This is a genomic window from Cytobacillus sp., from assembly GCF_964223445.1.
GTDB lineage: Bacteria > Bacillota > Bacilli > Bacillales > Cytobacillaceae > Cytobacillus.
The window spans coordinates 1-24,358 of sequence record NZ_CAXQGS010000107.1; the positions used below are offsets into that span (position 1 = coordinate 1).

The following is a 24,358-nucleotide window of genomic DNA, read 5'->3' on the forward strand; positions in this document are numbered from 1 at the left end:
TACATTTTTTCTTTTATTAAGTATGCTGGTGCGCTATATCTTATTTATTTGGGCATCGTTTCGTTAAAGTCTCTATCGAATAAGCAAGAACCAGCTGATACGGATAGAAAGCATAAGAAGAACAAATCGCATTTTCTGCAAGGATTTTTTACTTGTGTGTCCAACCCAAAAGTAGCTGTGTTCTTTTTAACATTCTTTCCCCAATTTTTAAGTACGGAAGGGAATCACTTTGCGCAATTTCTTGCGATGGGCTTAATATATAGTCTTATTACAATCATCTGGTTCTTTTTCTATGTATATCTGATCGACTTCTTCAGGGCCTGGCTGAAAAAACCTTCTGTTAATAATGCAATTCAAGGAGTTTCTGGTGTGGTTTTAATGGGCTTTGGCATTAAATTGGCACTTGAGAAACAGCCTTAAGAAGGGACTGCTTAACCTCTAAAATAGGTTAAAGCAGTTTTTTTATTGGATTAATTGATCCTTTGTCAGCGGCCCGCCTTTTGGCAGCTTTTCAATGGCCGGAAGATACTTCGAAAGTATGAGCACTCCATCGAGATCTCCTTCTAATAAGAATTGGTATATGAATAATGTTACCAAATCATGCATAATAATAGCCAGCTATGAGACATTAACAAATAAAAAGGATTCTGCTCATGATTGGACTGATAATAGCTGCCATTCTTTTTAATTTCATTGCATTTACAACAAAAAAACGTCTGACTAAGAATCAAATTTTACATATATGGACATTCACAATTTCAGCTCAGCTGATATTTGATGTCATGATTGAGTTTAAATATTGGGGATACTGGTACTTTGACAAAGAGCCAAATTGGGGAGGACTGCTGGCACATATTGTACTGGTTCCCCCAGTAAATATGATGTTTCTGAATTGGTATCCTTTCAGAGGAGATCTTATTAAACGATTTTCTTATATTATTTTTTGGGTAGTTGCCATTCTGCTGTATGAAGTCATCGCTTTATTGCCCGAGCCCTGGGGATATTTTAATTATGGCTGGTGGAGAATATGGCATGCAGCATTAGTCGATCCATTGCTGCTAATATTGATACTCAAATTCTATAAGCTGATTACAAGGCTGGAAGGGGAACTTAAATAACAGTGTATAAATGATGTTCTAAAAGGGGGATTTGCTCTCCCTTTTTTGTGTTAGATGAAATGATTTATGGCAGATGACTGTGATACAATTTAGTAATACATATTCCCGGAAGGAGAACGTTTGTGGATATTAAATTGACTCACAAATTAATAAAAGAAATGTGCGGTACTGTCTCCTTCAAAAGAGGGGACGCTTTTTTCCGTAATAAGAGGGTAACAATAAATAATTACGATGAGGAGATTTGTGAAGCAACAGTATCTGCTGGTGAAGATTTTTTCGTTTCGGTCGAGAAAACATCCGGAAACAGTTTTAAGATATTGTGCAGCTGTCCAAAGCTGGCTTCGTTTGATAAAGAATGCCAGCATGCAGCGGCTGTGCTGCTGGCAATTTATGATATGCAGCAGCACAGATCGCCTATGATAAAGGATTCAGCAGTCACCCTTAGGGTTTCTCCCGAACACGTCTTAACTGATGGTCTCATGACACTTTTCAGTGAACAGCCAAGAAGGTCAAGCGGACACCAGCTTCATTTTGAAAACAGGCAGGTGCTCCATCCAGAATTCACATGTGTGCCTGTTCATTTGGGGAAGGGGCATTATTTGCTAGCAGTAAAATGTACCATCGGTCAACTCGCTGTCCTTGATATCCGGCAATTTCTTCACTCTGTAAAAGAGGGGAAGCCAAGCCCATTATCATTGTCTTTTACCTATGACCCCGCTTTGCATTGTTTCCCGCCTGAGGCTGATGCAGTCCTTCAGCAGCTGATACAGCTTATACACGATGAATCCATTTATATAAAGGCTTTAATGGATGATTTCGATTATACTGCGACCAAGCATATGCTCTTAATCCCTCCATCATCGTGGGAACGTTTGAAGCCTGTTTTGGCGCTCGCTGAGAAAGTAAGGCTTGAGATAATGGGAAAAACATATGAAAGGATGGCTTTTTCAAAGGAACGGCTGCCTATAAGGTTTGAGCTTAGCGAAAAAGAAGAGAAATGTTATTTAAATGTTTTTGGCCTGGATCGAATGCTGATCCTGGATTCGTATTATGCTGTTCTATCTGGCGGCAAATTAATCACGCTCAATAAAGAAGATTGCCAGCGTTTATATGATTTAACACAAATGCTGGAGTCAGCCGGGAGAAGACAGATTCCGGTTGCTGCTGAACAAATGGAACTGTTTCTGGAAAAAGTGGTCCCTGGACTGAGAAAGCTGGGGGATGTCCATATTTCTGAAGACATGTCACAAAAATTTATGAAAACACCTTTGGTTGCCAAGCTATACTTAGATCGCCTGCGGAACCGGCTTCTGGCAGGCATTGAATTTCACTATGAAAATATCGTGATCAATCCGCTTGAAAGTAGAGAGCCGAAAGGCGGCACGCGGATTATTAGAGATGTGGAATTAGAGGATGAGATCCTTCAGCTTATGGAGGAAAGCTCCTTTGCAAAGACGGATGGCGGCTATTTTCTGCAAAATGAAGAGCTGGAATATGAATTCCTTTATCATGTTGTACCTAAACTGCAAAAACTGGTGCAAATATATGCCACTACGTCTGTCAGAAATCGTATTTTCAGGGAGAATGCCAAACCGCAGATACGGATAAAAATGAAAAAAGAGCGGACGAATTGGCTGGAATTCAAATTTGAATTGACCGGCATAGCTGATCAGGAGATACGGGATGTATTATTTGCACTTGAGGAGAAACGGAAATTCTATCGCCTGAAAAATGGCGCGCTCCTTTCTTTGGAAACAAAAGAATTTGAGGAAATCCAGCGTTTTCTGAAAGCTGTGCCCCAACAGGCTGAGGATCTGGAGAGCGGTTTGAACATGCCGATTGTATCTGGTCTTAGAATGCTGGAGGCAGCTAGTGATCAGGAGATGTTCCGCCATGAGGAATCCTTCAGGGAGTTTTTAGAAGAGCTTCAGAATCCATCATGCCTCCAGATTCCTGTGCCGGAAATCCTGAATCCTATTTTGAGGGAATACCAGAAAAACGGCTTTAAATGGTTAAAGACAATGGCGCATTATGGATTTGGCGGCATTTTGGCTGATGATATGGGACTGGGGAAGACGCTGCAAAGCATTGCTTTTATTCAGTCTGACCTTAAGGAAATTCGGGACTATACCGGTCCTGCACTTATTGTGTGCCCTTCATCCTTAACATATAACTGGTTAAGCGAACTGACGAAGTTCACACCGGACATCCAGGCAATTGTCATCGATGGAACTCAAAATGAACGGGCTGAGCTTCAAACGGATTTATCTGGCATTGATGTGGTGATTACTTCCTACCCCTTGGTGCTTAAAGATATTAAATGGTATGAAATGCAGGATTTTTACACGGTTTTTTTCGACGAAGCACAGGCATTTAAAAATCCGGTAACCCAAACAGCGAGAGCAGTAAAGAAAATTAACGCCAAGTATCGCTTTGCTTTAACAGGCACACCCGTTGAAAATTCTGCGGAGGAACTGTGGTCTATTTTTCATGTCGTCTTCCCTGAATTGTTTGGCGGCTTAAAGGATTACGGAAATTTAACAAGGAAGACGATTGCCAGAAGGGTTCGTCCCTTCATGCTCAGGAGGCTGAAAGAAGATGTTCTTTCAGAGCTGCCTGAAAAGATGGAGCTTATTGATTCTGCTGAATTGCTGCCGGATCAGAAGAAGCTTTATGCAGCTTACCTGGCAAAACTGAGAGAAGATACCTTAAAGCATTTAAATAAAGATACACTCAGAAAAAACCGCATAAGAATCCTTGCTGGTTTGACACGGCTCCGTCAAATTTGCTGCCACCCTGCTTTATTTGTGGATGGATATAAAGGGAGTTCAGCAAAATTTGAACAGCTCAAAAGAATTATCGAAGAATCCAGATTGTCTGGAAGAAGAGTGCTTATTTTTTCGCAGTTCACTAAAATGCTTGATCTTATTGGCCGGGAACTTGCCCTTCTGGATCTGCCGTTTTTCTACCTGGATGGACAGACACCTTCCGCGGAAAGGGTGGAAATCTGCCGCCGATTTAATGAGGGAGAGCGCGACTTTTTCCTGATTTCATTGAAGGCAGGCGGTACGGGTCTAAATTTGACTGGTGCAGATACAGTCATCTTATATGATTTGTGGTGGAACCCCGCCGTTGAGGAACAGGCAGCCGATCGGGCTCATCGCATAGGACAGAAAAATACTGTCCAGGTAATAAAATTATTGTCGAGAGGCACCATCGAAGAGAAGATGAATGAACTTCAGGATAAAAAGAAAAACTTAATTGAAGAAATCATCGATTCGAATGAAAGTGCAGCCGGAAGACTGACGGAAGAAGATATACGCGAAATATTAATGATCTAAAAGGAGAAATACCATGCCTGAAAATAATCTGAAGGGGAGCAGCTTCCCTGAAAAGCTGGCAAAGCCAGCAGTGCGTGCACTTGAGGGAGCGGGCTATTTTTCACTGGAACAGCTAGCCGGTGCCTCTGAAGCAGAATTGCTGGAACTTCACGGAATGGGACCAAATGCCATGGCAAAACTTCGCAAGGCAATGGCAGACAGAGGTTTGACATTTAAAGTTTAGAACGAAAGACGCGACTCTTGAGACGCGTCTTTTTTATGGCTGTGTTCGTATGTTTTGGTGCTTTTTAATTACTTAGTTTAATTTGCTGAGTTGATCTTCGCTGTGGGCACTTGATCCTCGAAAATGCTGACGCATTTCCTTCGTGAGTTGTTGGTTCGAGGAAGTTTATTAAGTGTCCTGCGGGAGCAGCGGGACAGGTGAGACCCCGCAGGCGCAAAGCGACGAGGAGGCTCACCGCACGCCCCGCGGAAAGCAAGTGCCCCGTGCTGAAATCAACGGGCTGAATTCATGGGCAAAAACAACAATCTATTAGAAAGATTCCTTTTTAATCTATCAGACTAAAGGAGGAATTTTCCAAAAGTTAGAGAAATCCTTAGTATTAATAATTTGGAGGGATTCATAATGTGTAAAGTTGTTTCGCAGGAGTTTAAAGCAACGGTCATAAGGAGCAAGGGTCTTTTTAAGGAATATGCCCATCTGGTGCCTGAAGCAGCTCAGAACTTCTTGAAGCAGGGACACCTTGTACAGCATAGCAGCGGAATTGAAGTGTCCATTTATGAACCTAAGAGAGGGGAAGCCCACTTAGAAGGAATATTTTTTACCGGTTACTTAGTTCGTGAAAAAGCTGATACATTACCAGATGGGATGGAGTATTTGGAGGTGCAGCATAAGTATGCATCCATTAGAGGGAAGGCAGCTAAGATGGGCGATTTGTATGCGCGGCTAACTAACTGGATTAATGAGCAGGGTTATCAGAGTGAGTCCTTTGATCATTATATTTTGGAAGTTTATTATCCTATTGAAAATGAGGATGAGGATGTAGAAGTATATATTCCAATTAAAAACTAACCGCTCAAACTCTGAGCGGCTGCCTTTCTTAGATCTCTTTCGACGAAACCGGGAGAAAAAGCTTTATTCCCCTTTTATTAAATGGAAGCAATTTAATATCGGCTAACAAATGGCTTATATAACCGGCGAGGCATGTATAAAATACACCCTCTATGCCAAGCGATGCTTCAAATTTTGCAGAGATGAATCCGAAAAAAATAACACCCAGGATAGAATGTGTATAACTGCGGTGGGAAACGAAGGAAGCTATCAATATATAAATCCCAAATAATATCAGCCAAAGTTCCTGCAAAGAGATGCCTCCCGCCAGGACGCCAATTCCCGTAATGGTCAGCATATGCTTTTGCCTTATTTTCGCAGAAATGGCGGTCATGCTGATTCCTATAGCGATTCCCAGCCATTTCTCTTTCGGCGAGCCTTCATAGAAGCTATATATGATCATTAAAATTCCTATGATTTGGGCAACAGTCCGAACGACTTCATGTGATAGTGTTAGCCGGTCACGAAGTTTTCCATCAATGTCGAGGTCCGGGATTAATCCAGAAACGCTCCCCAGTCCTACTAATAATAGAGTTGTGGATGGGCTGGCATGAACAGTGTTCGCAACCACGTATCCTGCTGCTGCTCCTATTGCTGCATGGGCGGTGCCATTCAAAATAATTTCCACCTTTATGAGATATTTGCATTTTTTTCATGCATTCTTATATTATATCAAAACATTTGTTCTGTTTAGAGGTTAATAGATTATTTTTTATTTCAGGACTAAATTCCCTCTGCAGTTAATTATCCTGGGCATACTTAAAACAGTTCATGGTATAATCAATACATTGAGCTATAAGCATACATATTAGAATTTGTATCTAAGGAAGGTATTTATGTCAGAGGAAAACATAACGAGGATTCATTTAAACGGCAAGGAATACATACTGGTAGGAACAGCACATGTTTCAAAGCACAGTGCAGAACAGGTGAAGGAAGTCATTGAGGCTGAACAGCCTGACTCTGTTTGCGTGGAATTGGATGAACAGAGATATCAGTCGATTACAGAAGGCAGCAAGTGGAAGGAAATGGATATCATTCAGGTCATTAAGGAGAAGAAGGCATCACTGCTTTTAATGAATCTGGCGATTTCATCCTTTCAAAACCGCATGGCTGACCAATTCGGCATTAAAGCCGGCCAGGAAATGATCCAGGGAATTGAATCAGCCAAGGCTGCCGGGGCAAAGCTTGTTCTGGCGGACCGGAATATCCAGATTACCTTTGCCAGGATTTGGGGCAACCTCGGATTAAAAGGAAAATCCCTGCTTCTAAGTCAAGTAATAGCAAGTATTTTCAGCAAAGATACCATAACTGAAGAAGAACTTGAGAAAATGAAAAATCAGGATACGATAAATGCGATTCTAAATGAATTTACAGATAGTTTTCCGCGATTAAAGAAACCGCTCATTGACGAGCGTGATCAATACCTGGCACAAAAAATTAAAGATGCACCAGGAGAAAAAATAGTAGCGGTGCTTGGGGCAGCCCATGTACCGGGGATCAAAGAGGAAATCAAAAAAGAACAGGACATGGCCAAATTGACTGAGCGTCCTCCAAAATCCAATGTTCCAAAGATCATTGGCTGGAGTATTCCGGTGTTTATTTTAGCCATAATCGCCTATACATTCTTCGCAAACCCTTCTGCGGGTCTTGCACAGACTATCAGCTGGATTATCTGGAATGGTTCCTTGTCAGCACTGGGGGCTGCCATTGCAATGGGACATCCGCTGACAATTTTAACTGCCTTTGTTGCAGCGCCAATTACATCATTGAATCCCCTTCTTGCAGCAGGCTGGTTTGCCGGACTGACTCAGGCTTATATGCGGCGTCCGAATGTAAGGGATTTTGAAACCTTAACTGAAGATGTATTCAGTGTTAAAGGATTCTGGAGAAACAAAGTAAGCCGGATTTTATTAATTGTTGTTCTATCCAATTTGGGAAGCTCATTGGGTACCTTTATTGGGGGAGCTGATGTAATCAGAGTGTTTTTTGAAAATTTGTAAGAAAGCTTTTCTGGGATGAAATCAAGATGATCTCATTCTTTATCAATATTAATGAATTTTTTATACCTCCAAAAAATTACTGAGCCAGCTTGCCGATTTTGGCAGCTGGCGCTTTTTCATTATCTATCTGCTGCAATCGCCTTTCTTTTATAAAGCAGCGATCCCAAAAGGAAGGTGATTGCTCCCCAGATCACCATCACGCCTATTCCTGCCCAAAGTGCTGCTGTAGCAATGCCGGTTTCATACACCATGCTTTCCCGTAAGCCTTCAGCAAAATAGGTCAGCGGCAGGATGCTTGATATTGGCTGGATCCATTCAGGCATCGTTTCAATTGGGAAGAACACTCCGCTTAAAAACATCATGAGAAAGCTGCAGATATTGGCTACTCCCATATAAGCTTCTGTTGTTTTGCTGAAAGATGAGAAGAAGTAGCCAAGTGCATTAAAGGATAAAGCTCCTATCAGGAATACGATAATCAAGGTAAGAGGATTTATATAAAGATTGGCGCCAAATACGAAGACTCCTATTAAAGAAAGCAGGATAATCTGAACAATACTGAACAAAAGCCTCATTACCATATCGCTTAAACCGAAGATGCCCATATTTGCCGGTGTCATTCGCAGCCTTTTGATTAACCCTTTTCTGCGCATTTCCACCAGATCCACCATGCCAAACATGCCGCCCTGGGCAATGGATAATGCAATCATCCCGGTTAAAAGGAAATCTGTATAATCCAGTTCATTGGTGCCTGATGTAATCGATTCATATTGCAGATCATATTTCGGAGAAGCACCTGCAGCCATTAAATTGGCCTGCTGGACAAACTTATCCAGTATGCCGGAAATGGCCTGGGCTGCTGCACCCTGTTCATTTTCTTTATTTATTACAAGGAAAACAGAGGAAGCTTCTGCTGACTCCGGCAGGATGATGGCGGCAGCCACTTCCTGATCTTTTACCCATTCCTCCGCTTTATCCCTTGTGACAGGCTTACCTGATTTGACTTCAAAAACGGGAAGTCCGCTGATTTGTGTAAGCATCATCTCTGAAGCAGGATTCGGGTTTGAATCCACCACAGCCACTTCAGTTTTAAACTCTTCATCCGAATTTCCGCTGAAGATGACCATAAATATAACCATTAAAATAACCGGGAAAAAGATGCCCCAGAACCATGCCTGTTTTTCTCGAAGAGTTAATTTCAGCTGTGCCAAAAACATCATCTTAAATTGATTGAATCTATTAATCTTAATCCCTCCATTCTTTGCCGGTAAACGCAATAAACACATCTTCCAGGCTCATTTCCCTTATGGAGACCTGTTCCACCCCGTATGACTTTTCTTTTGTAAACCTAAATAAGTCCAAAAGGGTTTCTTCAGGCTTTGCTGCCCATATTTTCAGAGTTGCCCCTTCCCGTTCCGTTCTGGATACGGATTCCAGATCCTTCGAGAATATATCAGCATCCTCTGCGGCACCTTCGCCATCTAGAAAACTCAATCTTATTTCCCGTTCATCTGTAAGTTTCTCTATGAGTGCGGAAGGGGAGTCAAGTGTAATCACGTTCCCCTGGTCCACGATGCATACACGATCACTTAATTTCTCTGCTTCTTCCATGTAATGAGTGGTAAGGATGGTCGTTTTGCCTAGTTCTTTAAGATGAAGAATGATATCCCAAATGTTTCTTCTGGCCTGTGGATCAAGGCCGGTAGTCGGTTCATCCAGAAATATGATTTCAGGGTCACTAATCAGCGCCAGTCCAATGGCAAGTCTTTGCCTCTGGCCGCCTGAAAGTTTTTTTACATGATTTTTGCGGTGCTCAGTAAGATTGACTATTTCCAGTATTTCTTCCGTTGGTCGGGCATCGTCGTAAAAGGAAGCAAAAAGGTTCAGGTTTTCTTCGGGTGTTAATAAATCAAACATGGCACTCGACTGAGGCTGGACGCCAATTTTCTTCTTTATTGACACTGCATGCTTTTTCCAATCGAGCCCGCCAAACTGTATTTCACCATTATCGGGTGAAACAAGGCCCTCGATCATTTCCAGTGTAGTCGTTTTGCCAGCTCCGTTTGGACCGATAATCGTGAAGACTTCCCCGGCATTAACCGAGAAACTTATATCCTGGACAGCCTTTATTTGGCCAAAGGATTTTTGTAGATTCCTTACCTTTAACACAGTCATTCATTTTCCCCGCTTTCATGACAAGTTGGATGTCTCTATCCTGCAAAATTCCTAACCTTCTATTTAATACGTTACTAATTTTGAAAAAATTCACTTTTTTAGTAAACTTAATATATCGATCCTTGTTCCATAATATGGGACGAACCGATATAGAAAAGATGATTGCTGTGTTTTAAAATGATATGTGAAAGGCTTTTTCTATCAGAAATTAGGGGAGAAGTGAAAATGAGAGAACTTCCAAAAGTGGTTGAAGATTTATTAAATGAGTACATACATTTAGTAAATGAATATATGCCCAATCAGCTTGCAGGCTTATATTTGCACGGATCGCTTGCACTGGATGCTTTTGTGGAAGGATCAAGCGATATTGATTTTATTGCGGTTACACAAAGCGGTTTAACTGAAACAGAATTGAAAAAGGCTGAGGAGATTCATAGGGTAATAGCAGACAAATATCAGTTTCCTGAGATGGATGGGGTTTATTTAACTCAAAATGACCTAGGAACGCTTGGTGAATGTTTCTTTTATAATAACAGGACAATGAATTATGGACACTTCCTGAATCCGGTCACCTGGTGGCTTTTAAAAAGGAAGGGAATTGCCATTTATGGGGCTATTCCGGCTATAGAGATAAATGACAATGATTTGGTTTCATACACTTACGAGAACATGAATACATATTGGGCAAATCGAATCCGGACATTCGAGAAATCGATTGATGAACTTACACAAATAGACGACTCTGAGATTGATAAAGAAGTTGAATGGACGGTGCTCGGCCTATTGCGCCAGTTTTACACATTGAGAGAGAAGGATATTATCTCTAAGCAAGGGGCCGGGGAGTACTCATTAAAGCATTTGCCGGAAAAATGGCACCCAATCATAGTGGATGCCATCAATATTCGCAGAGGTGAGGAAAAGAGACATTATGCAAGAAAGCGTGATCGAATTGAAGAGACTATTAAGCTGTCAAAATATCTTATCAGCCAGTCAGCAGCAATCAAAAACAGGTGAGCTTCCCTTGATATGAAGCTCACTTGAGTGAGGCCGCTATGTCATCCTCATTGGTGTGTTCAAGTTATGGCTATCCCGATAGGATCGATAAGAGACAAATTTTTTTCCGTGTGAGGATCCATCCAATTGAAGAATCCGTTCATTAATTGTTTCCATATACAGAAAGTCATCATTCGCATTTAGATGATAAAAAGTGTAAGTATTTCCAAGGAGTTCTTTCTTTGTTATTTGTGTGTCGGGATGCTGAAGGATGAAATCTGAGAGCTGCTTAACAGTAACGGAAGGAATGTCTGCCATTTCATAAAGCTTCCCTTTAAGATTGGATTTTAGCTTGCTTACGGCACTCATTGCCTTTTCTTTATATTTATTCCTTGACATGAAGTCACTCCTTAATAATGAGATATTAAGAATAATTTCCATTTGCAGAAAGAATAAACATTAATGGCAGGAAAGTCAAGAACAGCAGCAAATGATAAAATATTGCTGAAATCTTTCCTGTACTTTGAACGATAGGATGTGCGCGTTTTGCCTAAACAAATGAGTGCTTTAATACCCGATTGTGAAAATTGTTTCGGGCTTTGCTGTGTGGCCCTGCCATATGCAAAATCTGCTGACTTTGCTTTTGATAAGGAAGCAGGTAAGCCCTGCCCCAATCTGCAGGCTGATTTTCGCTGTCAAATACATGCAGACCTCAGGGAAAAAGGCTTCAGAGGATGCACCTCATTTGAATGCTTTGGAGCAGGCCAAAAAGTATCACAACACACTTTTAAGAATAGAGACTGGCGCATCTATCCCGGACTTGAGAAAGAGATGTTTGATGTGTTTCCAATTATGCATCAGCTTCATGAAATGCTTTTCTACTTAACAGAAGTTCTACATTTGGAAGCCGCTAAGCCTATTCATGGTGAAGTCAGAGAAATTTTGGACAAAACAGAGGATTTAACTAATATGGAACCGGGTTTAATTATGGCTGTTGATGTCCAGGCACATAGGGAAGAAGTCAATAAGCTGCTTCTAAAAGCCAGTGAGTTTGCCAGGAAGAACTCTGGTTTGAATCAAAAATCCGCGAAAAAATATAGCGGCAGAAGAGATTTTATCGGAGCCAAATTAAGCGGTGAGGTGTTTTGCGGAGCGAATTTAAGAGGATCCTTATTTATTGCAGCTGACCTTCGCAAAGCTGACTTAAGATATACGGATCTTATTGGTGCAGACTTTAGGGACGCAAATTTAAGCGGAGCCAATCTAATGGGAAGTATTTTTCTAACACAGGCTCAGGTTAATTCAGCAAAAGGGGATATGAATACGAAGCTGCCAAAGTTATTGAAGAGACCACAGCATTGGGTGAATTAAAATGAAGGAGAGATGCCTAATGACACAGAACGAAATCGTGCTGGTTGTCAGCACATCAATTATACAAGAAGGCAAAATGCTGATGATAAAAGAGAATAAAGCCACAGTAAAGAATAAATGGAATTTCCCGTCTGGCCATGTTGAAAAAGGGGAAGATATCCTTGCGGCTGCCTGCAGAGAAGTTAAAGAAGAAACGGGCCTGGATGTAAACCTGACCCATACCACTGGAATCTATAACTTTATCAGCAGTACGAACCATCAGGTCATCTTATTTCATTTTATCGCTCAAATTAGAGGGGGCTTTTTACATCTTCAGGAAGAGGAAATTGCCGATAGCACGTGGGTGAACCTGTCAAACCTTAATAGCTTGAAAGACGAGGAGCTTCGCGATGCCAAAGTCATAAGGCAAATCCATGATGCTGTAAAAGCTGATAAACTTTATCCATTAGAACTGTTTCAAACAAAGTTAAGCTGATAAGGGAAAAGGAATTTTCAGGAATTTTGTCGAAAGAATACCCTATCGAAAAAATTAGGTGGGGTATGAATGGAGTTTAAAATTAAGAATGATTATTTTAATAAAGCTGTTGGAGAAGTAAGCAGTGCAATTTCTGCCAAGACACCTTTTCCTATTTTAACCGGGATTAAGCTGACTGCAAGTGAGAACCTTTTAAGACTCACCGGAAGCAACTCTGATATTGTGATTGAAAAAGTCATTCCTGCTGCTGCAGAAGGGCTGGAAATAGTAAAGACCGGGAGTGTTGTAGTAACATCCAGAATCCTGACAGAGCTAATTAAAAAGCTGCCTGGTGATATACATATCAAAGTCAATGAAAAGCATAAGGTGACAATCATATCAGATGAAATTATCACATATATTAATGGTTTTCCAGCTGAACAGTATCCAAAACTTCCTGAAATTGAAAATTCGCACGGGATCGAAATTTCCGCTGCTAAATTATCGGGAATGATAAAGCAGACCGTGTTTGCAGTTTCCAAGAATGATACAAGGCCGGTGCTCACAGGCGTGCATATGATTGTTAAAGAAAATCACTTTTCGTGTGCGGCAACTGACTCACATCGATTAGCATTTCTGGAGACAGGAATCGTTTCTGCTTCCCAAGGGTCTTTCATTGTTCCCGGCTCCAGCCTTAAGGAACTTTTAAAGCTATTGGCTCATCAGGACGAAAGTGAAATACAAATCTTCTCATCTGAGAGCTATTTAGTTTTCAAAACAAATTCAATCATGCTCTGCTCACGGCTTATTGAAGGCAAGTATCCTGATGTAACAGGACTGATCCCTAATGAAGCGAAAACAGTTATAAAACTGGATGCAAAGAAACTATTAAAGGGAATTGACCGCGCCTGCCTGTTTGCCCTCGAGTGGAAGAATAACAATGTCCTCTTGGAGATAAAGGAAGAAACATTGAAAATTTCTTCTGTTTCCTCTGCCATTGGAAAAATTGAAGAAACACAGCCTCTATTAGAAATCATTGGCGAGCGGGAACTATCCATATCGCTTGATGGAAACTTTTTGATGGATGCCCTAAAAGCTATACAGGAAGAGTATGTTCTTTTATGCTTCAGCGGTTCAATGAAGCCTGTTATAGTCAAGCCTTTCAGAGACGGGTCGTATATTCAGCTTGTTTCGCCCGTCCGTTCGTATTAACAGCTGTAATTAATCTTTTGCACCATTCACCAGCCAGGTCAGCTGGCGGATGGTGCTTTTTTATGGCTTACAATTTCAAGTCTGTATTTCCATTTCCATCCATTATAAAATAGAAGGGATGTCAAACTTAAGAAATGCAGATTCAATCTTAAGAAATTCTTAAGATTTCTATTACATTAATGTTAAGATTTTGCGTTTAGTATAAAAATATGAAAAGAGCACCTTGAAAGCAGGGGAATTATGGATAACTATTATGTACTTGTCGTAGATGATGAAAAAGAGATAAGAGATGCCATTGAAATTTATCTTAAAAATGAAGGCATTACCGTCTTGAAGGCGAAAGACGGAATCGAAGCTCTGGAGATATTGAATGAGAACCAGGTGCATCTGATCATTTTGGATGTCATGATGCCAAAGCTCGACGGCATTTCTGCTACATATAAAATTCGCGAAAAGAAAAACATCCCGATTATTATTCTGAGCGCCAAAACAGAGGATACAGATAAAATCCTGGGGCTGCAGGTTGGAGCTGATGATTATGTGACCAAGCCTTTCAATCCCATGGAATTGGTTGCCCGTGTGAAATCGCAGCTGAGAAGATATGTGACATTCGGAACGTTTGAAGGAGTTAAAAAGGTGATCGATCTGAACGGTCTAATGCTGGATAAGGAAGCAAAAGAAGTGAGTGTTAATGGCGAGCCAGTGAAAATGACTCCGATCGAATATAAAATTGTGGAACTTTTAATGACAAATGCCGGGCGCGTATTTTCCATTAATGAAATTTATGAACGGGTATGGAACGAGCCGTACTATAACGCAGAAAATACGGTTGCAGTCCATATTCGGAAAATCCGGGAAAAAATTGAAATCGATCCGAAGAATCCAAGATTTTTAAAGGTGGTATGGGGAATTGGATACAAGATGGAAAAATAAATTCATCATTGCGATGATAACGGTTTTATTTGCTTTCGGAGCGAGCGGCGTTTTATCTGTTCTGATAAACGGAAGGGAATATGCGAACCCTGACTATTATCATACAAATCAGTTCAGAAGCGACTTGGATCAGTATGCCGGATACCTGGAAATGTTTGAACTGAATAACATCACACTGGAAGAAGCCAAGAAAGCGATTGAGGTGACGGAAGAGGACATTAATGAACATCGCTATCGTTATGGTACTCTGCCTGAACAAATAGATAATATTAGAAACCAATATGAATATAGAATCCAAGAGGCAAAGGACACTGAAAATAATGAATTTGCCAAGGCTTTGACCGATCAGATGAACAAAAGAATCGAAGATATTACGAAGAACTTTGAGAGTGATGAACACGTACGGCCTAAGGTAATGAAAGAAAAAGAAGAAAAAATAGAAGAGTTTTTCAAGGAAAAAGAACAATTGCGGGATCAGTACGATTTTTATGAGGATTCATTTACCTATTATTTTGAGGACACTGCTACTGGTGAAGTGTACACCAATTTAACTTTGTCCAAAAATGAGTCTCCGGATGAAGTAATGAAAAAAGAGATGGTATATCATACCGACTACACCATGGACAAAAATTATTTCCTTCATTTTATCATGGGGGGATATGAGGAGTATGAACAGTCGCTGACAGAATCGCAATCAGGCTACTTTAAGGGTCAAATAGGCCTGGATAAAAATCTTCCTGATTCAAATATGTTCATTGACCAAAATAATCAATTCAAACAAAAGCAGATTGTATTATTCGTTTATGGCGGCTCAGCTGTTTTGGCCGTTATCGCTGCATTGATTGCTGGCAGAAAGTCAAAGGCCCTATCAGCTGAAATTAAAAGGTGGGAGCCTTTATATAATAAGCTGCCTATAGACTTAAGAATAATCTTTCTGGGATTTGCTGTAATGGGCAGCATTTTGGCGCTCTTTCTGATAAATGATTTTCTAATAGACTCCTACAATATCCTGCCGCGTATTATTGAATTGATTATTGTGCTTCTGGGAGCATCGGTTCTTTGCGGTCTGACAATTGTGCAGCTGAAATATATTGCTGATGAATTTAAAGACTGGGAAAAAGCAAAGGCAATTTTGAGAAAGAGTCTGGTTTATAGAGCGGCTTGTGGTTTGAAATCCAGCCTGCAGGAAGCCTTTTTAAACCGGAGTACAGGAACTCAGCTGTTTGTTGTTTTAATCATTATCTTTGGAATGGGAATGGGTTCCATTGTCATGTTCTTCCATCCGCTATTTGCCCTGTTTTATGTAATGGTCTTAGCGCTTGCTGGTATTCCGCTATTTATGGCACTAATCAGGCGCGTAGGCTATTTCAACCGAATTGTCGACACCGCAAATGAATTGGCAACGGGTCACATGGGACAGGATCTGCCGGTTAAAGGAAAAGGTGTTCTCGCTTCACTCGCAGGAAATATGAATGTATTGAAGCAGGGCGTAAAAACATCCCTTAGCGAGCAGGCAAAAAGCGAAAGGCTGAAAACGGAGCTGATTACAAATGTCAGCCATGATTTAAGAACACCATTGACTTCAATTATTACGTATACAGAGCTTCTGAAGTCAGGTGAGGTTTCACAAGAAGATCGCTCAGCCTACCTTGAAATCATTGACAGAAAGTCAAAACGATTAAAAGTTTTAATTGATGATTTATTCGAGGTCTCAAAGATGGCAAGCGGCAATATCGAGCTTAGGAAAGAAAGAGTGGACCTCGTCCAGCTGCTGCAGCAGGCTCTCGCGGAGCATAATAACGCGATTAATGAATCTAACCTTCATTTCAGAGTAACCAAGCCTGATCATCCGGCAATCGCATTTGTAGATGGTCAAAAGCTCTGGCGAGTCTTTGATAATTTAATTGGCAATATACTGAAATACTCATTGGAAAACTCACGGGTTTATATAGCGATAACGAAAGTGAAAGGCCAGGCAGTTATAACGTTTAAAAATGTTTCTAAATATGAATTAGACGATCAAAGTGAAGAACTGTTCGAGCGTTTTAAACGAGGAGATAAATCAAGGCATACAGATGGTTCAGGTCTTGGCCTCGCCATCGCCAAATCGATTATAGATCTTCATGATGGAAATCTTGAAATAGATACAGATGGTGACTTGTTCAAGGTGAGCATTTCACTGAATATAGAGGAGTAAGGGAAGAGGATGAATTATGGATATTACCGAGCTGTATACGTGTCATTATAAACGCCTTTATCATATATGTTTCTCGATGACAAGAGACGATTATCTTGCGGAGGATATCGTTCAGGAAACGTTTATTAAAGCCATGAAGAAAGCGGAAACGATTATCGATGAAGAAAAAGCGGGCGCATGGCTGTCTGTCATTGCCCGAAGGACCGCCCTGGATGTTATTAGAAGAGAAAGGCGAAAGGCTGCTGTGCCGATGGAGCAGGACATGCTGGAATGCCTCGGTGTAGCTGCAAAACAGAATGTCGAGCAGGAAGTTGAATCCGGCTTTGCTGCTGAAGAAATCACCGGAGCCGTAAAGCAGCTGACAGGCAGCTATAGAGATATTCTTTTGCTGAAAATTGACCGGGGATTAAAGGAAAGGGAAATAGCGGCTATGCTTAATTTAAATCCATCAACTGTAAAAACCAGGATCTTCAGGGCTCGAAAGCAGCTGAAAATGATGGTGCAAATGGGCGCATAATAACGAAAAAGAGAGCAATTGGCCAATAAGATCGGCCGCTTGCTCTCTTTTATATTTACCCATCCTGCACTCAGTTCCAATGGACCCGTACTTCTTATCGATATTGGTTCGGATGGCATTATGACTTTTTCAAACTCTTGTTTTCTTCACGGTTATTTGTCTTATATGCTTTTGCATAGCAGACGGCCGAATTAGGAAATAATAATAAAAACTTTCGAGAAAGAGATATAAGGAATAGATATGATCTTACTTATAGCTTCAATAATCGCCTTTAATATGGCTGCCTTCAAAATAAATAATAAAATGACTCCCAGCCAAGTTTTGCAAATCTGGACTTTTACGATTGCTTTTCAGATGTTATTTGATTTAATTGTTGAATTTAAACATCATCATTATTGGTACTTTTCTCCAGGTGTTGAATGGGTAGGTTTGCTGCCGAGGTTATTTTTAATTCCGCCGGTGAACATCATTTTTTTGAATGGATTCCCTTTTTCAAAAGGCGTTCTTAAAAAAATGGTTTATCTGCTTTTCTTTGTTGCGGGAATTATCCTATATGAAATGGCGGCTCTGCTTCCCGAACCATGGGGTTTCTTTAACTATGGCACATGGAAGATATGGTATTCGATTATGGTTGATCCATTTCTTCTGCTGTCTCTCGTTTTATTTTATAAATTTATGCTTTTATTAGAGCAGAAAAGTTTCTTACATAAAAAGTATTGAAACAATTAAAGGCGGTTTATTGTATGTATTGGTTTCCTTATCTTTCATTGGCTATAAATCTGCTGGTAATCAGGTACATGCCAAGGCGTTTAACGAGAAAAGAAATTTATGTCAGCTGGGTTGTTATTGCCTTAATTAACTTAAGTACGGATGTAATACTAAGTTTTTATTTTCGGCTTTATGAGCTAAATGGCGGGGGAGTGCAGCTGGGAGTCCACATCATTGAACTGACTCTTGGAGCATCATTTGGGATTATCTTTTTAAATTTCATGCCAGAAAGCAAGCGTTCTTTTTTCTTTTATACAGCAGTCTGGGTCATTTTTTCACTTCTTTTCGAAATGGTTACCGTCAAGCTGAACTTTTTAAACTACTTTTCCTGGAAATGGTGGTATTCTGCCCCCTATTATTTTGCAGCTTTTTTATTTGTGCGCTGGCATTTGCATTTTATTAGGTCAAATTAAAGCTTCCTGTTTGTGCAGGAAGCTCATTTATCTGTTTGGGAGCCTATCTTTATGCCTGGCCATTCTGTTGCCGAAGAAACTCTTGGCCTCGTGCTTTATCACATTTCGGATTGTTTTTAGTATTTTCAAGTTCATCACCACTATAGAAATACGCCGAAAAAAATTATTCTGTGCCAGTCCTTATCTGGTAATATGAGAAAAAAATGAACAAAAGACCACTGCTTCGATTATCAGAGGCAGGAGTCTTTTCTTGCATTTTGGGAGACATCTCAATTTTCGTTATAAAACCATATTTTTCCCTGCTGAAAAATGGTTTTTATTATTGATATAATAGATGGATGTGTACAGCGGAGGTGAAACAGCATGAATGCATTTATTAAGGTGCTTAAAGAATCATTTAATTTCAGCGGGAGATCCAGACGAAAAGATTATTGGATGTTTATTCTGTTTACATTTGTCATTTCAATCATTTTAACGGTTATTGAGATGGCGCTGGGATTGGAGATTACAGAGGACATTGGAATTCTTACAACCCTGTTCTCTGTGATTATGATAATTCCGAGTCTTTCTGTAACTGTCAGAAGACTCCATGACACAGGGAAAAGCGGCTGGTGGATTTTAATATCTTTGATTCCTTTAATCGGAGGGATTATTATCCTCATCTTTACTCTAATGGACAGCGAACCTGGATCAAATAAATACGGGCCTAATCCTAAAAAAGCAATATAAAAAATTCTCCAGCCGCCTCGGCTGGAATTTTTTTTGAAACTATTTTTGAAGAAAATTCGTATTACTTTTAAGTGGTATCTTTACCCGGAAGTGAGGAATTTAGGTGAGGAATAGAGTATTGAAGAGACTTTCATATCTTTATACCGGAGAAACGACGAGCCTCATAATGTTTGTTTTTATCAGTTATCTGGTGAATTATACATATCCTGATCTCCATTTATATTCACTATTTTCTTTCTGGTCATCATTTCTGCTGCTGGAGTACTTACTCCTTCAAGGCTCCATTTATTGGTTTGTAAAATGGAAGCGCCTAAAAAAGGAAAATACATCAGCTGCCCCGATCAGGTTGGTTGAGCATTTATGGGCCATTAAAAAATGGAACATTGCTACGATATTAATAATTCCGGCTGCTTTCATTGCAGATTTTTATATGTGGCAACCATCAATCCCTCAGGGAATAACCATTGCCGCCTTTATCTATATCTTTGCCATTCTGGAGTATATTAACTATTTTCATATTCAGCTATCTTATGATAATCGCTCTGACATTAACAGCCTCAAGCAGACAAAGCGTTTTAAACAAGCATGCTTGAGCAAGGATTTTAAAAGGCTGAAAAATATTAAAGCAGAAAGCAGGAATTTACGGTGAGCATACTGAACAGGAGTTGGTAGAATCACAGAATTGGTAAAGTATAGACGGAATAATGTATAAGGGAGTTGGCCAGGAATGAATGGGATTATATGCTAAATACAAAGGAAGAGATTCTGAACTTCCACGACATAGAGAAAGAATAATGCATTCCATTGAAAAAGATTTGATCCATGATCAAAATGTATTGTCTGTTTTTTATGGCGGTTCAATAGGAGAGAACAGTGCGGATTTATTTTCAGACATTGATCTGCGGATTGTCGTGCATGATAAGGTATTTGAGGAATATAGGCTTAATAAAAAGGTAAGGGCGAAAAAATGGGGAAATGTTTTATTCTTTGAAGATAATCCCCGTTCATCATATATTGTTGCACACTATACTAATTTTATTAAAGTTGATGCATTTTATTATCGTTCCCAACAGCTCCAGCCATCTGTATGGCTTCAAAATATAAAGATTGTTCATGATACGGATAGACTAATGCTTACATTATCGGAAAAGTCAAAAGTTTTAACTTACCAGCCTACTCTTGAAGAAGTAGAGAGCTGGAGAAATAAATTTTTTGCATATATACATGAGATATACAGAAGAGTGAGCCGGGGGGAGATATATTACGCTCTGCACTGCTTGGACAATCTCCGGTTATCTATGATAACCGCATGGCATATGGAGGCTGGACTGCAGCCAAATACCTTTGGAGACTGGGCCAAATTGCAGGGACCAAGGAGCAAACTGGAGACCTGGCAGCTAAAACTGTTGGAGGAATGGTTCAGCAGTGCGGAACACTCTGAAATTATGAAGGTGATGACAAGCATTTTCCCGGAATTCAAAAGAGTACATGCATGTCTATGTCACAAGGTTGGACTGGAAGAAAATGAAGATTGGGTGGATAAGGTACTCGAAATGGTTAATTGAGCCATAAAATAATAAAAGAAAGCAGGCGAAATTATGGCAAAAGTAATTGGATTTGAATTAAACAGCCAGGATCCGGAAAAAGCAGCTGAGTTTTATTCCAATGTTTTCGGATGGGAGATTGAAGAACCGAATTGGGGATACTGGCCAGTCAAGACAGGTAATGACAAAAATCATGCAATAAATGGGGGCATTAGTAAAGGGCCACACGATTACCCGCATGGAACCCGTATTCAGATAGAAGTGGAATCGATTGACGAATCCATTTCATTGGCAAAAGAAAATGGGGCAATGGTGGTAAGGGATAAAATGGAATTTGCTGATTTTTATCTTGCCTATCTGGTGGATCCGGTCGGGCTTGGGTTTGGGCTTATTCAGAGAAAGGGATAAGATGGGCATCCCTCTTGCTTTCTGTCATGATAAAGGAGAACTCTTAATTGAAAAAGTTACATTAAGCGAAGTAAGATTGCTGACACGAATCTTAGGGAGGATAAGACTCCTATTCCATTTGAAAGATGTAACGTAGAAGGCAGTAAAATAAAAAACAGCAGCTTGAAACATGGTGAAATTATCGATAGTTACATAAGCGGGATGAAGTTCAATGGTATTTTTGTGTAAGACTATTCCAAGCTATGAGCAGGTAAATAACAAATATATGGTGATGCTCCAGATGCTTGTGAAGATTAGCGACGAAAATGACGAAAGGAAAATGGTCATTAATCAAGAAGAATAACGACGAAAAAGAAGAGGGACGAAGGAAAATGGTCGTTAATCAAGAAGAATAACGACGAAAAAGATAAGGGACGAAGGAAAATGGTCGTTAATCAAGAAGATTAACGACGAAAAAGAAGAGGGTCAAGGGAAAATGGTAGTTAATCGAGATGAATATCGACGGAAATGACGACGGTCCAGGGAAACTGGTAGTTAATCCTGTGTCTGCATAAAACGGTTTCGCAGGTTTGGTTCTAATTAGTCCCAAACTTACTGAAGATAAATAGGAGGCCATACTATGAGCTTAGGTGCAAATTATCTAATAATCGTAAAGAAAAGGTTCCAGGCTGTGAAGGAGTTAGCGGATATAACCATTCAGCGGCTTTCCAAGGAGGAATTGAATTGGGCTTGCAATGAAGAGTCCAATAGTACAGCGGTGATTATCAGGCATATGAGCGGCAATATGGTTTCACGGTGGACCGATTTTTTGACATCAGATGGAGAAAAGCCTTATCGAAACAGGGATGAGGAGTTCTCGACAGCTACGGCTTCAAAGGATGAACTAATATTAATTTGGGAAAAAGGGTGGAAGGTGCTGTTTTCCGCTTTAGATAGTTTAAAAGAGCAGGATCTGCTTAAAAATATCACTATTCGCGGCGAAAGTCATATGGTAGTGGATGCAATTGAAAGGCAAATGGCGCATTATTCTTATCATGTTGGACAGATTGTTTATATCGGGAAGCTAATTAAAAACGGTGAGTGGGAAAGCCTCAGTATTCCAAAAGGGAAATCTGATGAATTTCTTAAGGAGATGCTCGACAAGCATGAAGCCGGACAATAGGCAGTGTAATATTTGCAATATTTTTTCGTCTGTATTTATCTACTTCGTCGCGCTTCATACATTACTAGCCTAATGGTATAATAAGGAAAAATCGAAAGAAGTGTTCTTTTTGGATCTAATTACAGGGAAAATCGTGTTTACTTCTTTATTTATTATCCTTATACATAGTATTGAAACACTGGCTTATGCAGTCCGATTATCGGGTGCCAGGGTCAAACTGATAGCATCAGGGCTTTCTTTGTTCAGTACCATTGTCATTGTTTCACGAATGGCAAATATGGGTCAGCAGCCTTTGCTTGGCAGTATTATTGATACTGCGCCCGAACAAGACTTTCTCGGTTATGTTGAAAGTCAATTCAGGGTGTTAATAGGGGCATCCACAATAGGTACCATCATTGGTATTCTATTGCTCCCGACGTTCATAGCCATTTTCTCTAGAGCAATAATCCGTCTTGCCGATGAGGGAGGGTCAGTACCTTCACTGCTGAAAATCGGGTTTAATTGGGAATCAGCAAAGAAAGCAATCAAACATTTTAAGATTCCGAAAATTTCCTATTTAAATGGGCTTAAACTAAGTGAAATACCGAAACGGCTATTTTTATTCAATATGTTTGTAACAGCCATTTATACAATTGGAGTATTGGCAGCTCTATATGCTTCCTTGCTTTCTCAGGAAAGTGAAAGAACTGCTATAATGGCATCTGGACTCATAAACGGTGTGGCAACGATCCTTCTTACCATTTTTGTGGACCCGAAAATATCTGTCATGTCAGATAATGTGGTGCATGGGAAGGCCAAGTATACGAATTTAAAAGGCATTTCCATTATGATGGTTACCTCCAGATTGATTGGAACAGTCCTTGCACAAATCATGTTTATACCTGGTGCGTATTATATTGCCTGGGCTTCAAAGTTTTTTGTATAAAACATAAACAGAAAAAACGGCACTGTCGATTCAGTGCCGTCTGTTTGTATATTTAAATGCTTTGACTCTTCTTGCGCTTGCTTACATATTTGTATGTGAACACAATAATGATTCCTGCAATAATAATCAGGGCGAGAGGCAGGGCATAGCTATTAAAGATTTCCTCTGCTTCTTTATAATGAGGGCCCAGTTTATATCCCAAATAAACATAGAATGCGGTAATCGGCAGCATTGCCAGGAATGTATAGATAGAGAACTTCCACACATTCATTTTGGCCATCCCGCATGGAATGGAGATCGCTGTACGGACAACTGGCATAAAACGGGCGAAGAAAGCTACTCCTGCGCCATACTTTTCAAAAAACTTGTCCGAAGCATCAATTTGTTTTTGCGAAACTAAGAAATATTTCCCATACTTTAAAACCATTGGGCGGCCGCCATATCGGCCCAATGCATATAATGTCAGCGGTCCAATCGTTCCTCCCACTGTACCTGCTAATACGACTAAATAATAATTAAAATCTCCCTGGAAGACCCAGAAGCCTGCCAAAGGAAGAACCACTTCTGCCGGGATAAATTCAAAGCATAATGAAAGCAAAATACCAAAGTAAGAAAACTGTTTTAAGAAATCAATAAAGCTGATGATAATTTCTGACATAGCCACACATCCTGTTGATTAATAAGAAAAGCGCAAGCGCATGCTCACGAATGAACGCAGACTAAGAACGCCACGTCCTGTGGCAACGTCTGCATGACCCACATCCTGTGGGCCTCAAGCACAAGACGAGCCTCACGGAAAGGCGTCCTTTGCCTTTTTGAGAGGATTGGCTTGTGACCTCGAGGGGGTAGGCGCTGAAGCTAGACAATAAGAAAAGCGCAAGCGCCTTGCTCACGAATGAACGCAGACTAAAAACGCCACGTCCTGTGGCAACGTCTGCATGACCCACATCCTGCTTGCGCTAGACAGTTCACGAAGTTCAAAGATAT

General features: G+C 40.3%; 28 protein-coding genes. 22 read left to right on the forward strand and 6 right to left on the reverse strand.

The window, feature by feature from the left end; all coding sequences use genetic code 11:
• Positions 1–420 (forward strand): LysE family translocator (locus ACEQ1T_RS18965; protein ID WP_370224264.1); only part of this gene is annotated, 420 nt, incomplete at its 5' end.
• Between the two features lie 42 nt (positions 421–462).
• Here the strand turns inward: ACEQ1T_RS18965 and ACEQ1T_RS18970 are convergent.
• Entirely contained in the window at positions 463–606 is a 144-nt protein-coding gene (locus ACEQ1T_RS18970) for a hypothetical protein (RefSeq protein WP_206843989.1), read from the reverse strand.
• A gap of 47 nt (positions 607–653) precedes the next feature.
• Here ACEQ1T_RS18970 and ACEQ1T_RS18975 point away from each other — a divergent pair, with 47 nt between their 5' ends.
• From ACEQ1T_RS18975 to ACEQ1T_RS18990, 4 genes are all read left to right on the forward strand, one after another.
• Positions 654–1,118 carry a hypothetical protein gene (locus tag ACEQ1T_RS18975; RefSeq protein WP_206843743.1) on the forward strand — a complete coding sequence of 155 codons (465 nt, stop codon included), beginning with the start codon at positions 654–656 and terminating at the stop codon, positions 1,116–1,118.
• A gap of 122 nt (positions 1,119–1,240) precedes the next feature.
• Positions 1,241–4,459 (forward strand): SNF2 helicase associated domain-containing protein, encoded by a 3,219-nt coding sequence (locus ACEQ1T_RS18980; protein ID WP_370224266.1) that lies wholly within the window; start codon positions 1,241–1,243, stop codon positions 4,457–4,459.
• A 13-nt stretch (positions 4,460–4,472) separates the two neighbouring features.
• Positions 4,473–4,682, forward strand: coding sequence for a DNA-binding protein (locus ACEQ1T_RS18985; protein WP_206843749.1), 210 nt, complete (start codon positions 4,473–4,475; stop codon positions 4,680–4,682).
• Positions 4,683–5,084: 402 nt separating this feature from the next.
• Positions 5,085–5,531, forward strand: coding sequence for a GyrI-like domain-containing protein (locus ACEQ1T_RS18990; RefSeq protein WP_206843753.1), 447 nt, complete (start codon positions 5,085–5,087; stop codon positions 5,529–5,531).
• A gap of 28 nt (positions 5,532–5,559) precedes the next feature.
• Here the strand turns inward: ACEQ1T_RS18990 and ACEQ1T_RS18995 are convergent, their stop codons facing one another.
• Complete coding sequence (locus tag ACEQ1T_RS18995) at positions 5,560–6,186, reverse strand: metal-dependent hydrolase (protein WP_206843755.1); 627 nt, start codon at positions 6,184–6,186, stop codon at positions 5,560–5,562.
• 220 nt (positions 6,187–6,406) lie between these two features.
• On the opposite strand from ACEQ1T_RS18995, the gene ACEQ1T_RS19000 reads away from it, so the two are divergent.
• Complete coding sequence (locus ACEQ1T_RS19000) at positions 6,407–7,573, forward strand: TraB/GumN family protein (protein ID WP_206843757.1); 1,167 nt, start codon at positions 6,407–6,409, stop codon at positions 7,571–7,573.
• Positions 7,574–7,692: 119 nt separating this feature from the next.
• On the opposite strand, the gene ACEQ1T_RS19005 is transcribed toward ACEQ1T_RS19000, so the two are convergent.
• Positions 7,693–8,856 (reverse strand): ABC transporter permease, encoded by a 1,164-nt coding sequence (locus ACEQ1T_RS19005; protein WP_370224269.1) that lies wholly within the window; start codon positions 8,854–8,856, stop codon positions 7,693–7,695.
• Positions 8,816–9,745 carry an ABC transporter ATP-binding protein gene (locus tag ACEQ1T_RS19010; protein ID WP_370224270.1) on the reverse strand — a complete coding sequence of 310 codons (930 nt, stop codon included), beginning with the start codon at positions 9,743–9,745 and terminating at the stop codon, positions 8,816–8,818. The genes ACEQ1T_RS19005 and ACEQ1T_RS19010 overlap by 41 nt, the downstream gene beginning before the upstream one ends.
• Positions 9,746–9,970: 225 nt before the next feature.
• On the opposite strand from ACEQ1T_RS19010, the gene ACEQ1T_RS19015 reads away from it, so the two are divergent.
• Positions 9,971–10,759: an aminoglycoside adenylyltransferase domain-containing protein gene (locus ACEQ1T_RS19015; protein ID WP_206843763.1), complete on the forward strand. Its 789-nt coding sequence runs from the start codon at positions 9,971–9,973 to the stop codon at positions 10,757–10,759.
• A gap of 36 nt (positions 10,760–10,795) precedes the next feature.
• Here ACEQ1T_RS19015 and ACEQ1T_RS19020 read toward each other — a convergent pair whose 3' ends face one another.
• A complete protein-coding gene (locus ACEQ1T_RS19020) occupies positions 10,796–11,137 on the reverse strand; it encodes a hypothetical protein (protein ID WP_206843765.1) in 342 nt (113 codons plus the stop codon).
• Positions 11,138–11,296: 159 nt separating this feature from the next.
• Between ACEQ1T_RS19020 and ACEQ1T_RS19025 the strand changes: the two genes are divergently transcribed.
• From ACEQ1T_RS19025 to ACEQ1T_RS19095, 15 genes are all read left to right on the forward strand, one after another.
• Positions 11,297–12,109, forward strand: coding sequence for a pentapeptide repeat-containing protein (locus ACEQ1T_RS19025; RefSeq protein WP_370224280.1), 813 nt, complete (start codon positions 11,297–11,299; stop codon positions 12,107–12,109).
• A 19-nt stretch (positions 12,110–12,128) separates the two neighbouring features.
• Positions 12,129–12,584: an NUDIX hydrolase gene (locus tag ACEQ1T_RS19030; RefSeq protein WP_370224272.1), complete on the forward strand. Its 456-nt coding sequence runs from the start codon at positions 12,129–12,131 to the stop codon at positions 12,582–12,584.
• Positions 12,585–12,653: 69 nt separating this feature from the next.
• Entirely contained in the window at positions 12,654–13,775 is a 1,122-nt protein-coding gene (dnaN, locus tag ACEQ1T_RS19035) for a DNA polymerase III subunit beta (RefSeq protein ID WP_206843770.1), read from the forward strand.
• A 240-nt stretch (positions 13,776–14,015) separates the two neighbouring features.
• Positions 14,016–14,708 carry a response regulator transcription factor gene (locus ACEQ1T_RS19040; RefSeq protein ID WP_206843773.1) on the forward strand — a complete coding sequence of 231 codons (693 nt, stop codon included), beginning with the start codon at positions 14,016–14,018 and terminating at the stop codon, positions 14,706–14,708.
• Positions 14,686–16,905, forward strand: a complete 2,220-nt coding sequence (locus tag ACEQ1T_RS19045) for a histidine kinase dimerization/phospho-acceptor domain-containing protein (protein ID WP_244671271.1) — start codon at positions 14,686–14,688, stop codon at positions 16,903–16,905. The genes ACEQ1T_RS19040 and ACEQ1T_RS19045 overlap by 23 nt, the downstream gene beginning before the upstream one ends.
• 16 nt (positions 16,906–16,921) lie before the next feature.
• The gene (locus tag ACEQ1T_RS19050; RefSeq protein ID WP_370224273.1) at positions 16,922–17,422 is read left to right on the forward strand and encodes an RNA polymerase sigma factor; all 501 of its coding nucleotides are present in this window, start codon (positions 16,922–16,924) and stop codon (positions 17,420–17,422) included.
• A 240-nt stretch (positions 17,423–17,662) separates the two neighbouring features.
• Positions 17,663–18,142 (forward strand): hypothetical protein, encoded by a 480-nt coding sequence (locus tag ACEQ1T_RS19055; protein WP_206843776.1) that lies wholly within the window; start codon positions 17,663–17,665, stop codon positions 18,140–18,142.
• Between the two features lie 23 nt (positions 18,143–18,165).
• Positions 18,166–18,603: a hypothetical protein gene (locus ACEQ1T_RS19060; RefSeq protein ID WP_206843779.1), complete on the forward strand. Its 438-nt coding sequence runs from the start codon at positions 18,166–18,168 to the stop codon at positions 18,601–18,603.
• A 363-nt stretch (positions 18,604–18,966) separates the two neighbouring features.
• A complete protein-coding gene (locus tag ACEQ1T_RS19065) occupies positions 18,967–19,332 on the forward strand; it encodes a DUF805 domain-containing protein (protein WP_206843781.1) in 366 nt (121 codons plus the stop codon).
• A gap of 103 nt (positions 19,333–19,435) precedes the next feature.
• Entirely contained in the window at positions 19,436–19,981 is a 546-nt protein-coding gene (locus tag ACEQ1T_RS19070; protein ID WP_370224275.1) for a general stress protein, read from the forward strand.
• Between the two features lie 82 nt (positions 19,982–20,063).
• The gene (locus ACEQ1T_RS19075; RefSeq protein WP_370224276.1) at positions 20,064–20,897 is read left to right on the forward strand and encodes an aminoglycoside 6-adenylyltransferase; all 834 of its coding nucleotides are present in this window, start codon (positions 20,064–20,066) and stop codon (positions 20,895–20,897) included.
• A gap of 33 nt (positions 20,898–20,930) precedes the next feature.
• Positions 20,931–21,284, forward strand: a complete 354-nt coding sequence (locus ACEQ1T_RS19080) for a VOC family protein (RefSeq protein WP_206843788.1) — start codon at positions 20,931–20,933, stop codon at positions 21,282–21,284.
• A gap of 211 nt (positions 21,285–21,495) precedes the next feature.
• A complete protein-coding gene (locus tag ACEQ1T_RS19085) occupies positions 21,496–21,627 on the forward strand; it encodes a hypothetical protein (protein ID WP_370224277.1) in 132 nt (43 codons plus the stop codon).
• Between the two features lie 276 nt (positions 21,628–21,903).
• Positions 21,904–22,446 carry a DUF1572 family protein gene (locus ACEQ1T_RS19090; RefSeq protein ID WP_370224278.1) on the forward strand — a complete coding sequence of 181 codons (543 nt, stop codon included), beginning with the start codon at positions 21,904–21,906 and terminating at the stop codon, positions 22,444–22,446.
• Positions 22,447–22,555: 109 nt separating this feature from the next.
• Positions 22,556–23,371: a lipid II flippase Amj family protein gene (locus ACEQ1T_RS19095; protein WP_370224279.1), complete on the forward strand. Its 816-nt coding sequence runs from the start codon at positions 22,556–22,558 to the stop codon at positions 23,369–23,371.
• A gap of 52 nt (positions 23,372–23,423) precedes the next feature.
• Here the strand turns inward: ACEQ1T_RS19095 and ACEQ1T_RS19100 are convergent, their stop codons facing one another.
• Complete coding sequence (locus ACEQ1T_RS19100; protein ID WP_197249434.1) at positions 23,424–24,029, reverse strand: DedA family protein; 606 nt, start codon at positions 24,027–24,029, stop codon at positions 23,424–23,426.
• Positions 24,030–24,358: the final 329 nt, after the last annotated feature.